Raw genomic sequence first — 14,166 nt, forward strand, 5'->3', positions numbered from 1 at the left:
ATCCAGCCATGGGCCCTGGAACCTTCGACCGCTCCGCCACCCTGGAGCGACTGGCTGCGCTGGCTCGCGAGGAGCAGGCGCTCGACGTCGTGGTGATCGGCGGGGGGATCACCGGCGCCGGCGTCGCGCTCGACGCCGCGTCACGTGGGTTGCGCACCCTCCTCGTCGAGCGTGACGACCTCGCCTCCGGCACCTCGTCGCGCTCCTCGAAGCTGGTGCACGGCGGGCTCCGCTACCTGCAGCAGGGCGACGTGCGCCTCGTCTACGAGGCGCTCGCCGAGCGCCAGCGCCTGCGCCGCAACGCCCCGCACCTCGTCAAGGTGCTCCCGTTCCTGCTCCCGATCTTCACCCGCGACGGCCTGTTCAACCGCAAGCTCGCCTGGGCGCTCGGCAAGGCGATGTGGATGTACGACCTCACGGGCGGGGCGCGCATCGGCAAGCTGCACCAGCGGCTCGACGTCGACGAGGCGCTCGGCTACATGCCCACGCTCCCCGCCGACCGCCTCGCCGGCGCCTACCTCTACTACGACGCCACCACCGACGACGCCCGCCTCACGCTCACCGTGGCCCGCACCGCGGCGCTCGACCACGGCGCGCTCGTCCTCAACCGCGCCGCGGTCGTCGGCTTCCTGCGCGACGGCGAGCGGATCGCCGGCGTCCGGATCGACGTCGACGGCCTCGACGCGCCGCTCGAGGTCCGCGCCGGCCAGGTGGTGAGCGCGGCCGGCGTGTGGTCCGACCGCGTGCGCGGCCTCGACCGGGCCGAGGATCCGGACACGATCCGGCCGGCGAAGGGCGTGCACATCACGGTCCCGTGGGACAAGGTCCGCAACGAGATCGCCGCCGTCGTCCCCGTCCCGAAGGACCGCCGCTCGGTGTTCGTCGTCCCGTGGGGCGACCAGACCTACATCGGCACCACCGACACCGACCACGAGGGCCCGCTCGACGACCCCCGCTGCACCGAGGAGGACGTCGACTACCTCCTGCGGGCGATCAACGGTTCGGTCCGTGAGCCGCTGACCCGCGACGACATCACCGGCACGTGGGCCGGCCTGCGCCCTCTGGTGAAGACGGCGGCCAGCGGGCGCACGGCGGACCTGTCCCGCCGCCACCGGGTCACCGTCGACGACGACGGGCTCGTCACGATCAACGGCGGGAAGCTGACCACCTACCGTGAGATGGCCGAGGACACCGTGGACGCCGTCGTCGAGCGGCTCGAGCCCGAGGTGCGCGGTCGGGTGCACCGCCGCAGCCGCACCCGCCGGCTCCCGCTCCGGGGCGCGGTCGGCTATGAGGCGCTGCACCGGGGCGGTGCGTCGTCTGCCGGGCGGTCAGGGCTCCACGACGACGCCGTCGCGCACCTCGCCGACCGCTACGGCGGGGAGGCCCGCATCCTCGTCGCCATGGTGGAGTCCGACCGGGCCCTGGGCGAGCGGCTCGTCGCCGACCACCCCTTCCTGCGGGTGGAGGTGCTGTACGCGGTCCGCTACGAGATGGCCCTGTCGGTCGACGACGTGCTGACCCGGCGGGTGCCGCTGCGCCTCCGGGACGCCGATGCCGCGGTCGAGCTCGCCGACGAGGTCGCCGGGGTGCTCGCCGCCGAGCTGGGCTGGGACGCCTCGCGGGCGAGCGCCGACGCCGACGCCTTCCGTGCCGCCGTCCTCGAGGACCGCCGCACCGCCGGCCTCCCGGCGCCTCCGTCCACGGCATCGGTCGACCGATGACCGAGCTGCGACGTCCCGCACCCCTCCCCCCGACCGGTCCGGGGGCGCCGACGCCTCCGATCGCCCTGCCCGACGCCGGCTCGGCACGATCCCTCGGCGCGGCCGAGGTGCCGGTGCCCGACGGGTTCGTCGAACGGCTCGGTGCCACGGGTGCCGAGGTGTCGATCGACGAGGCCGAGCGGGCCGAGGCCTCTCGTGACTGGTGGCCGCTCGGGATGATCCAGGCGCTCGACAACCGGCTCGTCGGACGGGCCGGCGTGGTCGTGCGCCCGGCGACGGTCGATCAGGTGCCCGAGCTGCTCGCCCTCTGCCACGAGGCCCGGGTCCCGGTCACGCCGGTCGCCGGTCGCAGCGGGGTCTGCGGGGCCTCGGTCCCGGTCCACGGCGGCGTGGCGCTCGACCTGACGCTGCTCTCGGGGATCCGCTCGGTCGACGACGAGGGCTTGGTGCTCGACGCCCTCCCGGGCACGTTCGGCGACCACCTCGAGGCAGAGCTGCGGGGCTCGCACGGCCTCACCCTCGGCCACTGGCCCCAGTCCGTGGCCCTGTCCACCGTCGGTGGCTGGCTGGCGTGCCGCTCCGCGGGCCAGCTGTCGAACCGCTACGGAAAGATCGAGGACCTCGTCGTGGGACTCGACGTCGCCCTCGCCGACGGTCGCGTGGTCCGCACCGGCGCGCCGGCCCGGAGCGCCGTCGGGCCCGACCTCACGCAGGTCTTCGTGGGATCGGAGGGCACGCTCGGCGTGATCACCGGTGCCCGGCTCGCGGTCCGCCCCGCCCCCGAGGTCGAGGCGCAGGCAGCGTACGGGTTCGCTTCGTGGGACGAGGGGATGGACGCGTGCCGCCGGGTGCTCCGCCGGGGCGGCGATGCGGCGGTGCTGCGCCTGTACGACGAGGTCGAGTCCGACCGCAGCTACCAGACCGGCGACCTCCACGTGCTGCTCGTCCTCGACGAGGGCGACCCGGTGACCGTGCAGGCGAACATGGAGATCGTCGACCAGGAGTGCCGCGGTGCGGCGCGCCTCGACGACGCGCTGGTCGAGCGGTGGCTCGGCCACCGCAACGAGGTGGGCCAGCTCGAGAGCCTCGTCCGCAACGGCTTCGTCGTCGACACGATGGAGATCTCCGCCGGGTGGTCCGCCCTGCCGGGGATCTACCGCGCCGCGGTCGAGGCGCTGCGTGCCGTACCGGGCGTGCGGGCCGCGTCCGCGCACCAGTCGCACGCCTACGTGGACGGCGCCTGCCTGTACTTCACCTTCGCGGGACGTCCGCCGGGCGAGGGCGACGAGCGCGACCACGAGGCCATGTACCGGGCGTGCTGGGAGGCGGGCACCCGCGCCGTGCTCGAGCACGGCGGCTCCCTCAGCCACCACCACGGCGTGGGCCTGAACCGCTCGAGGTTCGTCGACGACGCCCTGGGCTCGGGCACCGAGGTCCTGCACGCGCTGAAGGCGGCGCTCGACCCCCACGGGATCCTGAACCCGGGCAAGCTCGGGCTCCCGGACCCGTTCGGGGAGGTCGGGTGGCCCTGAGCGGCACGGCACGGCAGCTCGACCGTCGCGCCCTCGGGCGGGCGATCGGCGTCGGCCTGCTGCTGGTCGGCGCGCTGGCCGCCGCCTCGTTCGTGCTCGCCGGCGACGAGGACGGGGCCGGAGGGCTCCGGGCCCTGGTGTTCGTCGCCACCGTCGTCGCGTTCGGCATCACGGGCGCGGTGGCGGGCCGTGGCTCTCCCGACGTGCTCCCCCACACGCACGGCGCGCTCGCGAGCTTCGCCACCTACGTGGCGACCCAGGCGGCGCTGCTCGTGGCGTCCGCTGCGGCGGGGCGCGACGTCGAGGCCAGCGGCTTCGGCATCGCGCTCTCCGCGCTCCTCGCCGCGCTCGCGGGCATGATCGGGTCGAGGATCGCTGTGCGCCGGTCGGGTCACGCAGCCTGAGGCCACGGGCGGAACGAGGTTCGGAGGGGACCGATGAGCGTGCTGGTGATCGACGTGGGGACGAGCGGCGTGCGCGCCGCCGTGGTGGCGCCGAGCGGCGCGGTGACCGTCGAGCGCCGCCGGTCGCTGCTCCCCGACACGCCGTTCCCCGGCCTCGTCGAGTTCGACGCCGCCGAGATGGCCGACGTGTCGATCGACCTCGCCCGTGGCGTGCTGGCCGAGGCCGGACCGGTCGAGGCCGTCGGCATCGCCAACCAGCGGGCGTCGACCGTCGTGTGGGACCCGGCCACCGGCCGCCCCGTCGCCCCGGCGATCGGGTGGCAGGACCTGCGCACGGTCGGCGAGTGCCTGGCGTTGCAGGCCGACGGGTTCCGACTCGCACCCAACCACTCGGCGACCAAGCTCGCCGCCATCCTCGACGCCGTCGACCCCGATCGGACGCAGGGTCTCCTCTTCGGCACCGTCGACTCGTGGCTCGCCTGGGTGCTCACCGGGGGCGCAGCCCACGTCACGGACATCACGAACGCCTCGGTCACCGGGCTCATGACGCCGGACGCCACCGACTGGGACGACGCCGTCCTCGACCGGCTGCGGATCCCGCGCGCGGCGCTCCCCGAGGTGGTCGACTCCGCGGGGGTGGTCGGTGCGGCGAGCGTGTTCGACGGCGCGCCGCCGCTCGCGGGCATCGCCGGCGACCAGCAGGCCTCGCTCATCGGGCAGAGCTGCGTCCGCCCCGGCATGGCGAAGATCACCTTCGGCACGGGGGCGATGCTCGACCTCCTCGTCGGCGAGGAGCGTCCCGCGTTCGAGTCCCGGGGGGACGGCGGGACGTTCCCCCTCGTCGCCGGGCGGCGCGCCGGTCGCACCTGGTGGGGGCTCGAGGCGATCGCCCTCGCCGCGGGATCGAACGTCGAGTGGCTGCGCGACGACCTCGGGATCATCGAGCGGGCCGAGGACTCCCACGAGGTCGCCGCCGCGTGCGAGGACACCGATGGTGTCGTGTTCGTCCCCGCCCTGCTGGGCCTGGGCACCCCCCAGTGGGACTACGGGGCGCGCGGCACGCTGCTCGGCGTCACGCGAGGCACCACGCGGGCGCACCTGGTGCGCGCCGTCCTCGACGGCGTGGCCCACCTCGGGGCGGACCTGGTCGACGCGGCGTCCACCGATGCCGGCGCACCGATCGAGTCCCTCCGGGTCGACGGCGGGATGAGCGCCAACCCCACCTTCGTGCAGGCCTTGGCCGACGCGTGCGGGCGCCCGATCGAGCTGTCACCGGTGCTCGAGGCCACGACGATCGGCGCCGGTTTCCTCGCCGCGCTCGGCATCGGCCTCCTCGCCGACGAGGGCGAGATCGCCGACCTGTGGCGGCCACGCGCCGTCATCGAGCCGGCGCGGGACCTCGATCGGGACCGCTGGCGCGACGCCGTCGAGCGGTCGCTGCGATGGCACCCCGACCTGTCGGGCATGTCGTTCTGATACGGGCGCCGCGCACACGGTGTGACGAGCGACACGACTAGTGTGTGACTCATGTCACCGACTGGTGGCATCGGTCGGCGCTCGGCGTCGGCCGCAAGACTCGGATTCGGGGGAGTCGGATGTCGAAGACGATGCACCGGGCGCTCGGAGCGTCCACCCTGGCGGTGACCTCGCTGCTCGTGGCGGCGTGTGGCGGTGGCGGGAACGGAGGCGGGGACGCGGCTGGCGCGGACTCCGAGGAGGTCGAGGTCGGACCGGCCGACGTGACGATCGTGAACTTCGCCTACGAGGATCCCGAGTTCACCACCACCGCCGGCTCCACGGTCACGTGGGTCAACGAAGGGGCGGCGCCCCACACCGTCACCGGCGAGGGCTTCGACTCCTCGATCATCCGCAGCGGTCGTGGCTGGACGCACACCTTCGAGGAGCCCGGCACCTACGAGTACTGGTGCTCCAACCACGAGAGCATGACGGGGACGATCGTCGTCGAGTGAGCGCCGGCGCCGGCGGCCCGTGTGGTCGGCGGCGGTCCGACCGGGCAGACTGGGGGCGACGGTGAGTCGGCTGGGTGGCCGCGGCTCGGCATGACCGGGTCGAGGAAGGTCGGGGCTCCGCAGGGCAGGGTGCTGGCTCGCGGCCAGTCGAGGTGACTCGCAGGACAGTGCCACAGAGAACAGACCGCCGATGGCCCGAGCGATCGGGCACAGGCAAGGGTGAAACGGTGCGGTAAGAGCGCACCAGCGCCCGGGGTGACCCGGGCGGCTAGGTAAACCCCACCCGGAGCAAGGCCAGACGTGGGTACGGGCGGCCCGTCCGCCCCGAGAGGGGCAGCCCACGGGTAGGCCGCACAGATGGATGGCCACCCATCGGGATCCCGGCAACGGGCCCGTGGACAGAACCCCGCCTACAGGCCGACTCACCGTCACCACCAAGGCTGACCAGGGCAAACGCCTACATGACGCCTCCCTCGGACACGACCGGGACACGCGGGGCCCCGAGCACGGAGTCGACTGCGGACCTCGTGCGGTCGTCGGAGTCGGGCCAGAGGTGGGCGTAGGTCTCCAACGTCTCGACCGGCGAGGCGTGCCCTAGCCGCTCCTGCACGACCTTGACCGACTCGCCATGCCGGATGAGAAGCGAGGCGTAGAAGTGCCGGAGATCGTGGAACGTGACGCCCTCGACGCCGGCCCGGGCGACCGCTCGCCGCCACACGTCGGAGAATCGCGTACGCCGGATCGGCTCGCCTCGATCGTTCGTGAAGACGAACCCCTCCGGGCCCGCGGGGAACACAGCGAGGTGCGCCGCCAGGGCGTCACCCGCGACCGCTGGTAGCGGGATCATCCGGTGCGATGCGGGCGTCTTCGGTTCCGCGAGGTGCGGGCCGGCGCCGGGCATGAGCACGAGCTGGCGATCGACTCGGACCGTTCGCCGGAGGAAGTCGACCCGATCGACGGTCAGGCCGAACGCCTCACCCTGACGCAGTCCAGTCGCCGCAGCGAGGGTCACGAGCGCCTGGTACCGATCGGGCAGCGCCTCACAGATCGCGTCGACCTGGGCGACCTCGAGCGGAACCACGCGGGGCCGTGTGCGCTTCGGCAGGTTGATCCGGGTGCAGGGTGTCCGGGCGATCACCTGATCGTCTACCGCAGCCCGGAACACTGCGGCGAGGTAGCCGTAGACGACACCGAGGGTCGACGGGGCGAGCTCGGTCGACCGGTTGCGCACCCACCCTTGGATCTCGCTCCGGCGCACCGCACCGATCGGACGGTCACCGAGGATCGGGTAGACGTGCCGGCGTAGGTGCGTCTCGACCTGTGCGGCCGTCGTCGGACGATGCTGCACCTGAGCAGCCCGCCATGCCTCGGCGTAGTCGCGGACAGTGCGACGGCCCGCTGAGGCGTCGACGTACTCCCCCGTCAGCTTTCTGTGCTCGACCGAGACGAGAAACTGCTCGGCGTCGACCTTCCGAGTGAACATGCGCTTTCGGCTGGCGCCCTCCGGCGTCCGGTAGCGCACCTGGTACCGGCTCCCCTTCGGCACCCGGCCGACCCCGGCAGGCAGCCGCGTGCCGTCGGGTCCGTAGACGTCAATGCTCGCCACGACTCTGCTCCTTGAGCACTTCCATGATCTCTCGCGCCTTTGCGGTGAGCATTCCGCCCGCCTTCCCATGCCCCGCTCGCGAGAACAACCCGCGCCGCTCAGCCGCCCTCAGCCATCCCTGCACCGTGTCGTAGGAGAGCCATGACTCTGACTCCGACCATGCCTTCGTAGGACGGTCCGGGTCGCTTTCACAGAACGCGAGATAGGTCAGACAGTGCTCGACCAGTTCGGCGTCCGACAGAGGTCGACGCCCGACTTGTCGGCGCTTGAACGCTGCTCCCTTCCAGTCAGCCGGAAGCATCATCTGCACCATGTCCTGGCGAAACTCGCGCTCCAACTGCACGTCCAGACGCCGGCCGCCCAGGGCTCTGTAAAGGGGGCCGGGGTCGGGGTCATCGGCAACGGCGGTCGTCACCGTCCTGACGGGACGGATGGCTCCCGATGACAACCGGTACTCGATCTCAACTCGCCATCCGGGCAGTGTTTCCGTTTCGAAGGTCGCAGTCATCGTCGTCGGACCGTCATAGCCCGTCCACTCGCCCTGGAAGTCCGGTGGTCGTCGAATCGCCCATTTAGCTGTCCAGTCGATCAAGTACGGGCCCGTCGACACCCGATCGCGATACCACCCGTCCTCCCGCTTCACCCAGTCGCCAAGTCGTTCGCCAGTCACTCTGTGAACAACCTCCCATCCAGTAGACCAGTCCACAGTGTGACCGGCACCGTGGGGATCGTCAAGGACGAATCCCGAAAGGCGCAGAACGTGGAAGACGACGTGCTCACAGCCCCGGAGCTCTCCGCAGAGATCCACGTCCCCGTGAAGACGCTGGCCCAGTGGCGCTACCTGGGGATGGGCCCGAGCTACCTCAAGCTCGGCGGCCACGTCCGCTACCGACGCTCCGACGTCGATGCCTGGCTCGACGGGTGCCGGCACGACGCGGCGTCGTGACGCGGGAAAGCGCCTCCGATGGAGGCGCCTTCCTGAACGCACCTGGCCCGGTCGTTCGCTCCCGAAGCGTAACACCGTTGTGTGATGTCTGCGGGCACCCATCGACCACGCAGATCGCCCCGTTTCGCGTGCGTCACCCAGGATGCAACCAGATTCCCGGGCAGCTGGTGCTCCCCGGCTCCCCGCCTCGGGTGCACCGTCGTGACGATCACGACACGAGCGTTGCTGCCGGGCGCACGGCGAGCCGATCGAGGCTCCGCGAGGTCGTGCTCGAGTTGCACCGCCAGCACCCCGACGGTCTCACGGATGACGAGATGGCCGAGCTAGCCGAGGGTGAGCACGGGCCCAGCCTGGGACGTCGTCGGAAGGATCTCGTCGACGAGGGCCTGATCGTGCCGACGCTGCTCACGCGGCCGACGCGTCGAGGGGCGCAGGCGGTCGTGTGGCGGATCGTGGACGGTGCGCTGTGACCGCCCTCCCGATCGACGACTACGGGATGCCCGAGGAGTACGACGACTTCTTCACCGAGTCGCAGCACGACGCGATGCTCGACCGCACGAAGTGGGCGATCCTCGTCCGCAAGGCTCCGAAGGCGGTTCTGCGCTCATCGCACAAGACGTTGTGCTTCGTGCTCTTCACCTACGTCGTGGGCAAGAGCGACGCGACGTGCTGGCCGAGCCAAGAGACCCTCGCACGGGACAGCGGACTCTCGGAGCGTGCGGTGTGGGAGATCCTCGCCAACCTCGAGGCCGACGGCTGGATCGAACGCACGACGATCTCGCGTCGGCAGTCGCAGGTCATCACGTTGTGCTGGCCGCCGTACCGAAGCGCTGAGTCCCGAACTGCCTGCGGCACTCAGTCCCGAACCTCGTGCGGGACTGACGCAGAGCGCCGAAGCACCTCGAAGCATCTGAGTCCCGAACCTCCTGCATCGAGTCCCGAACCTCCTTCCGTGAGTCCCGAACTAGCTGCATCGAGTCCCGAAGCAGCTGCGGACAAAGGAGAAGTGAAGGATCAGTTGAAGGTTCAGAACATGGCGCTCAACGAGTTGAGCGAGCGATGGACCTCCGACGACTTCAACCCCGCCCCTTACCCGCAAGACACCCCCCGGGGGAGGTAACCCCATGAACGCCCATCACAACATCACCCCCCAGCTGGCCGAGGCATGGGAGCACTACGTGAGCGAGCTCCCTGCCGACCTCAAGGCACAGGCAGAGGCAGCAACGAGGGAGGGGCGTGTGTTCCCTCGCATCATCGTGAAGGACTCGCCAGGTCACCCGATCGAGGTGGTGGTGTGCATCACCACCGCTGACGGCGTGCTCGAGGTGATGCACCTCGACGGTGCACGACTCGGCTACCTCGCAGGTCCGGACGGATCGCTCATCCATGTGTGAGAAGGGCCGAGTTTTTCAGGACGACCCACCCCCCGAAGACCCCCGCAGTCCTCGCATGTGTGTGAGGCGATTCACCGGGGCGGGGTGCTATCCCGCGCCGGGGCGGCCTGGTATTCTGACGGCGTCTGCTGCTCCGCAGGGACGCGACAGGTGCCAAGGCTCCGCCGGCCTGTCTGGTAGTCACAGAGGTTTCCCGCCGGGTGATGCTCCGCAGCTCGGCTTCGCAGGATCGAGTCCCGTTATGGGCTCTCCTTTGCGTACCTCGTGGCTGTTCGTTCCTTCGTCATGAGGAGTACGCAATGCCCCAGTACGTCACCCCCCACCCGCGCTTCAGTGCGTGGGGCCCTTCCAACCTTCCCACCGTCGAGCAGGTCCGCTCCGGGGCCCTCGACAGCGTGTTGAACGAGCTGGCCGACACGATCAAGGACAGCACCGACAAGTCGATCTCCGCAGCTGCCCGCGAGGGACGCGGCTCGGGGGGTCTGCTCGCTTCCGAGCAGCGTGAGCTCGACAAGCTCAAGGCGCTCGCTGATGCGGTGATCGATCGCAGCGACGTGGTCATGCAGGACTTCGAGGACCGCCAGGCGCAGCGTGAGCGCCGCGAGCAGGCCGCCGCCAAGGTCTACGACCGGCTCGGCACGTCTGGTACGCACATGTCGGCTTCGAGCGCCTCCCGGGTCGGCCGCGAGATCGCCGAGGGCGTTGAGCACGTCCTCGCCGGCCGTGGCACCACCGCAACGGTCGATCTCGAGATCCGCAACACCGCAACCGAAGGTGGCGACTTCGGCCAGGGCGTCCCGATCCAGTTCGGTCCCGTTCAGCGCACCCTCCGGGCCCGCTCGGTGGTGATGGGCCTTCCCGGCGTCCGTCAGGTGCCGATGGACTCGGACAAGCTCCGCTTCCCGCGGATCGACGAGTCCGACGCCGACACGGCCGCGGAGAACAGCACCCTCACCGCCACCGATCCTGACCTCGACTCGGTGACGCTGACCGCCAAGAAGTACTTCGTGTACACCGAGCTCTCGACCGAGCTCGAGGAGGACTTCAGCGCCGACGCCCTCGACGTGATCGGCCAGAACATGCTCGACGGCCTGGCTCGCAAGGTCGACGCCGACATGCTCGGCGGCACCGGCGCAGGTGGCGTGGTCGGGATCCGCAACTGGCCCGGCATCAACACGACCTCGGTCGCCGCTGTCCCGACCTCGTTCGCCAAGCTGAAGGAGGTCGAGTACGAGCTCGACGCCGCAAACGCCGACCTCGGCTCGGCCGCGTGGGTCATGCACCCCCGCAGCTGGTACACGCTCGGGCTCATCAAGACCGGCATCTCCGGCGACGAGACGACGCTTCTCAACCCGAACCCCCAGACCGCCGCACGGTCGCTGCTCGGCTACTCGGTCCGCACCTCGAGCCAGATCACCCTCACCGAAGGCGCAGGTGCCGGCTCCTGGGTCGGACTGGTCGACGGCTCCCAGCTGGTCATCGGCGTCCGTCGAGCCCCACGGGTCGAGATCTCCCGCGATGTCGCGTTCGACCGTGACGTCATCGCCCTGCGAGCGACCTGCCGCTACGGGTTCGCCGTCATCAACCCCGGCGCCGTGTCCATCGCGACCGACGTCCGCGCCAGCTGAGGAGGCTGAACACATGCGACAGATCAACGAGGGGACCGCACTCCCCGGCATCATCGGCACCGTTGCCACCCCCGGAACCGTCACCGGCGCCGGGCTCGACTTCTCCCCGTACTACGAACCGTCGTTCAAGGCCGTGGCCGCCGTCGGTGCGATCTCGGCGGGCACCGTGGTCGTGCACGTCCAGGGCGGCACCGCCTCCGGGGACGGCTCGGTGTCCTACGGCACCATCCAGGCGGCCGGAGGGGCGCAGGGCACCACGGTGTACGAGCTCAACGTCCCCGACGTGACCACCCGCTACGTCCGAGCCCTCACCACCGTGGCCGGCGGCACGGTCACCCCGGTCTCGGTCAGCTTCATCGCCAAGGCCGTCACCACCTGACAGGACTGACCCGGGGACGTTCTCGTGCTCGTGGCGCCCCCCGGGTCACACGCCACCGGACTGAGGGGTCTGGGTCCTCATCGGCCAGTCCGGTCGGCACCGGTCCTCCGCTGCGTCGTCCTCCTGGGGGCGCAGCGGGGGACCACCCCCCCCATCGACGCCCGAAAGGGGCAGGCACGTTGGAACAGACCACGACCGACGACACCGAACGGACCGAGGGCGCCTCCGTCGAGACCGCCCCCGCCGTCATCCAATGGATCGACCCCGACCTCTGTAGGGCCTTCGTCGACGCAGCCGGAGAGCGGACACCGTCAGAACAACACGACGGCCGACCAGTGGCAGACCTCGACGGCGCCGCCGCAGAGATGGTCTACGCAGCGGTCTCTCATCCCGCCGTTCGCGCCGCCCCCCTCTTGGGCGCCCCACTCCACGAGGCGAACTTCATCTACGGCAAGGTGCTCGAGTACCCGACCGACAGCGGCGAGCTCGGCTGGCACTTCGACGCCGACGTCGCCCTGACCGACGGACAGCTCGCTCTCCTGATCCGCAGCGGACGCATGCACCAGTGGCAAGCCGAGGAGATGCGCGGCCGCATCCTCAGCGTCATGATCCAGTGCTCCGACGGCGACAGCTACGACGGAGGCGACCTCCAGATCAAAGACGACGCCGGCACCGTGCTCACCGCCCCGCGAGACATCGGCACCGTGATCGCCATCGACTCCCACCGCCTGCACCGCGTCACCCCCGTCACCCGCGGCACCAGGATCTCGATCGTCTGCTTCCTCGGACGCTCACCCCGCGGCGCCGATCGTCCACCGGCATCTGGCAGCGAACGCCGGAAAACTGGGAGCGGAGAGCGACTGGTCGCATGATCCTGTACCGTCCCGCGTGTGACCGAGCAGCGCATGCAGTTTCAGTTCCGCCTTCCCGGCGAGATGGAAACGGGCGTCTACTCGAACCTGGTCAGCGTGTGGCACACGCCGATCGACTTCACGCTCGACTTCGGCGTCGTTGGCCAGGTGAGTGTGGATCCCGAGACAGGTCGCCCCATCGCCCCGACGCCGATCGTCGCTAGGGTCAAACTCCCCGCCAGCCAGATCTTCAACCTAGCGAAGGCAATCGCCGACAACGTTCGCAGGTACGAGGAGAAGTACGGACCAATCACCCCGCCCCCGCCGGACGGGCCCCTCTACCCGCCTTCGGGCGACGAGGAGGAGTAGGTAGAGATGAGCGATACAGCGACGCACGATGAGCAGAAGATGGAGCACGTTGCCTACCGCGATGTGGAGCTTCACCTGACGAAAGCCCAGATCGTCGATGTCATGGCTGATCTCGATCGCCTCGCGCACCGTCTCGATACCCTCCCGGGAGCGTCACGCATTGAGGCGATCCGGCGGCGAGCGTACGGCCGTGGTGTGCTTATCGACGAGGGTGGGCCCCTCGACGATGACGACGAAGATCCGATGGACGCGGATGAGATGTGGCCATGGCAGTCAGAAGCTCTTGCCATGGATGAGAGCTAGTCACCGCTCGTGAGTGATGGCTAGGGGCGATGTGTGGGTGGCCGACGTCGAACTGCCCGATCAGTCGAACCCGGGTTCCACCACTATGAGGAAGAAGCACGTCGTGGAGCTGCGACGCCAGGCCGGTCGCTGCGCTGTGGTTCTGGCATCGACTGATCGGCGCCAGGGAAAGCCCACACGGCCGTTCGAGGTTCGGTTCGGTGAAGCGGACGGATCCGACCGTGACGCCGTGATCGACGGGCGCTGGGTCTACACGATCCCGGAGGAGCGTCTCATCGGTGCACAGCACGTGCGCACCTTCGATGAGCAGATGATGGAGCGAGTTGCCGAGGCAATCGCCGTCGGACTCGACTTGCTGTAGTCGGCCGGGACGCGAGACGTCCCCCGGCAGGCACCGGGGGACGCTCAGAAGCCGTCAGCGGGCCGCTCGCTAGCCGTCCCAGCCCTCCGCGAACACGCCCACCTTGTCGCGCTCGTCCTTCGCGTCGATCGCCTGCCACAGCATGTCGCCGTCGACGAACGGCCCGCCTCGTTCGACCAGGTGGTCGAGCAGGTGGCGCAGCGACTCCACGATCCTGTCCACCTGTGCCTCGAGGGCGTCGATTCGTTCGTCGAGCGTGGGGCCGTGCGCCGTCATCGGACGACCTCCCCCGCCGCTGCCCGCCGGAGCGCCTCTGCTCGCGCCTGCTCCCGATCCGCGAGCCGCACGAGGAACGTGACGAACCGCTCCCGATGGACCGTGCCGTCGTTGTTCGGGTCGGCCTTCGACGTGAGGAAGTGCAGAGCCTCCTCGAACGCCCCCGCCGCGTAGAAGCCGGCCGACGCCTGCACGTCGCTCAGGAAGGCGCTCAGAGCCTCGTCCAGCTCATCGCGCTCCCAGAGGGGGAGCCCCTCGGGATCGAAGCCGCCGAAGCCGGGGATCAAGTGGTCGGTGATCTGGTCGTTGGTACTGGTCATGGTGGTGGGTCCTTTCGGGACACACGCCGGACACGGGACGGACACAAGAGGCCCAGAACTCGTGAGATCCAGCGTGAACAGTTGAGAACACGAAACCGCAGGT

General features: G+C 70.2%; 19 protein-coding genes and 1 other RNA gene. 16 read left to right on the forward strand and 4 right to left on the reverse strand.

Features of this window, described 5'->3' with window-relative positions; genetic code table 11:
- Positions 1 to 8 precede the first annotated feature (8 nt).
- From GH723_RS11065 to rnpB, 6 genes are all read left to right on the forward strand, one after another.
- Entirely contained in the window at positions 9 to 1,724 is a 1,716-nt protein-coding gene (locus tag GH723_RS11065; protein WP_153759699.1) for a glycerol-3-phosphate dehydrogenase/oxidase, read from the forward strand.
- Positions 1,721 to 3,256 carry an FAD-binding oxidoreductase gene (locus GH723_RS11070; RefSeq protein WP_153759700.1) on the forward strand — a complete coding sequence of 512 codons (1,536 nt, stop codon included), beginning with the start codon at positions 1,721 to 1,723 and terminating at the stop codon, positions 3,254 to 3,256. The genes GH723_RS11065 and GH723_RS11070 overlap by 4 nt, the downstream gene beginning before the upstream one ends.
- Positions 3,247 to 3,660 (forward strand): hypothetical protein, encoded by a 414-nt coding sequence (locus tag GH723_RS11075; protein WP_153759701.1) that lies wholly within the window; start codon positions 3,247 to 3,249, stop codon positions 3,658 to 3,660. Before GH723_RS11070 ends, GH723_RS11075 begins: the two co-directional genes overlap by 10 nt.
- Positions 3,661 to 3,693: 33 nt before the next feature.
- Positions 3,694 to 5,136 (forward strand): FGGY family carbohydrate kinase, encoded by a 1,443-nt coding sequence (locus tag GH723_RS11080; protein ID WP_153759702.1) that lies wholly within the window; start codon positions 3,694 to 3,696, stop codon positions 5,134 to 5,136.
- A 119-nt stretch (positions 5,137 to 5,255) separates the two neighbouring features.
- Positions 5,256 to 5,630, forward strand: a complete 375-nt coding sequence (locus GH723_RS11085; protein ID WP_153759703.1) for a plastocyanin/azurin family copper-binding protein — start codon at positions 5,256 to 5,258, stop codon at positions 5,628 to 5,630.
- Positions 5,631 to 5,692: 62 nt separating this feature from the next.
- An RNA gene (gene rnpB / locus GH723_RS11090) (RNase P RNA component class A) lies at positions 5,693 to 6,059 on the forward strand.
- Between the two features lie 28 nt (positions 6,060 to 6,087).
- On the opposite strand, the gene GH723_RS11095 is transcribed toward rnpB, so the two are convergent.
- Together GH723_RS11095 and GH723_RS11100 are read right to left on the reverse strand one after the other, a co-directional pair.
- A complete protein-coding gene (locus GH723_RS11095) occupies positions 6,088 to 7,236 on the reverse strand; it encodes a tyrosine-type recombinase/integrase (protein ID WP_229022786.1) in 1,149 nt (382 codons plus the stop codon).
- Positions 7,223 to 7,879 carry a hypothetical protein gene (locus tag GH723_RS11100; protein WP_229022787.1) on the reverse strand — a complete coding sequence of 219 codons (657 nt, stop codon included), beginning with the start codon at positions 7,877 to 7,879 and terminating at the stop codon, positions 7,223 to 7,225. Before GH723_RS11100 ends, GH723_RS11095 begins: the two co-directional genes overlap by 14 nt.
- Positions 7,880 to 8,008: 129 nt before the next feature.
- Between GH723_RS11100 and GH723_RS11105 the strand changes: the two genes are divergently transcribed.
- From GH723_RS11105 to GH723_RS11150, 10 genes are all read left to right on the forward strand, one after another.
- Positions 8,009 to 8,182, forward strand: a complete 174-nt coding sequence (locus tag GH723_RS11105; protein ID WP_153761188.1) for a helix-turn-helix transcriptional regulator — start codon at positions 8,009 to 8,011, stop codon at positions 8,180 to 8,182.
- A 266-nt stretch (positions 8,183 to 8,448) separates the two neighbouring features.
- Entirely contained in the window at positions 8,449 to 8,652 is a 204-nt protein-coding gene (locus GH723_RS11110) for a hypothetical protein (protein WP_153759706.1), read from the forward strand.
- Positions 8,649 to 9,302: a helix-turn-helix domain-containing protein gene (locus GH723_RS11115; RefSeq protein WP_153759707.1), complete on the forward strand. Its 654-nt coding sequence runs from the start codon at positions 8,649 to 8,651 to the stop codon at positions 9,300 to 9,302. The genes GH723_RS11110 and GH723_RS11115 overlap by 4 nt, the downstream gene beginning before the upstream one ends.
- Positions 9,303 to 9,306: 4 nt before the next feature.
- A complete protein-coding gene (locus GH723_RS11120) occupies positions 9,307 to 9,576 on the forward strand; it encodes a hypothetical protein (RefSeq protein ID WP_153759708.1) in 270 nt (89 codons plus the stop codon).
- A 299-nt stretch (positions 9,577 to 9,875) separates the two neighbouring features.
- Complete coding sequence (locus GH723_RS11125) at positions 9,876 to 11,204, forward strand: phage major capsid protein (RefSeq protein ID WP_195210255.1); 1,329 nt, start codon at positions 9,876 to 9,878, stop codon at positions 11,202 to 11,204.
- Between the two features lie 13 nt (positions 11,205 to 11,217).
- Complete coding sequence (locus tag GH723_RS11130) at positions 11,218 to 11,583, forward strand: hypothetical protein (protein ID WP_153759710.1); 366 nt, start codon at positions 11,218 to 11,220, stop codon at positions 11,581 to 11,583.
- 179 nt (positions 11,584 to 11,762) lie between these two features.
- Positions 11,763 to 12,455, forward strand: coding sequence for a 2OG-Fe(II) oxygenase (locus tag GH723_RS11135; protein ID WP_153759711.1), 693 nt, complete (start codon positions 11,763 to 11,765; stop codon positions 12,453 to 12,455).
- Positions 12,456 to 12,473: 18 nt separating this feature from the next.
- Positions 12,474 to 12,803 (forward strand): DUF3467 domain-containing protein, encoded by a 330-nt coding sequence (locus GH723_RS11140; RefSeq protein ID WP_153759712.1) that lies wholly within the window; start codon positions 12,474 to 12,476, stop codon positions 12,801 to 12,803.
- Between the two features lie 6 nt (positions 12,804 to 12,809).
- Positions 12,810 to 13,106, forward strand: coding sequence for a hypothetical protein (locus GH723_RS11145; protein WP_153759713.1), 297 nt, complete (start codon positions 12,810 to 12,812; stop codon positions 13,104 to 13,106).
- A 16-nt stretch (positions 13,107 to 13,122) separates the two neighbouring features.
- On the forward strand, positions 13,123 to 13,467 hold the full coding sequence (locus GH723_RS11150) for a type II toxin-antitoxin system PemK/MazF family toxin (RefSeq protein ID WP_267471345.1): 345 nt from the start codon (positions 13,123 to 13,125) through the stop codon (positions 13,465 to 13,467).
- Positions 13,468 to 13,536: 69 nt separating this feature from the next.
- Here the strand turns inward: GH723_RS11150 and GH723_RS11155 are convergent, their stop codons facing one another.
- Both GH723_RS11155 and GH723_RS11160 read right to left on the reverse strand, forming a co-directional pair.
- Positions 13,537 to 13,743: a hypothetical protein gene (locus GH723_RS11155; RefSeq protein ID WP_153759715.1), complete on the reverse strand. Its 207-nt coding sequence runs from the start codon at positions 13,741 to 13,743 to the stop codon at positions 13,537 to 13,539.
- On the reverse strand, positions 13,740 to 14,063 hold the full coding sequence (locus GH723_RS11160; RefSeq protein ID WP_153759716.1) for a hypothetical protein: 324 nt from the start codon (positions 14,061 to 14,063) through the stop codon (positions 13,740 to 13,742). Before GH723_RS11160 ends, GH723_RS11155 begins: the two co-directional genes overlap by 4 nt.
- Positions 14,064 to 14,166: the final 103 nt, after the last annotated feature.

It is taken from the genome of Actinomarinicola tropica, assembly GCF_009650215.1.
Classification (GTDB): Bacteria; Actinomycetota; Acidimicrobiia; order Acidimicrobiales; family SKKL01; genus Actinomarinicola; species Actinomarinicola tropica.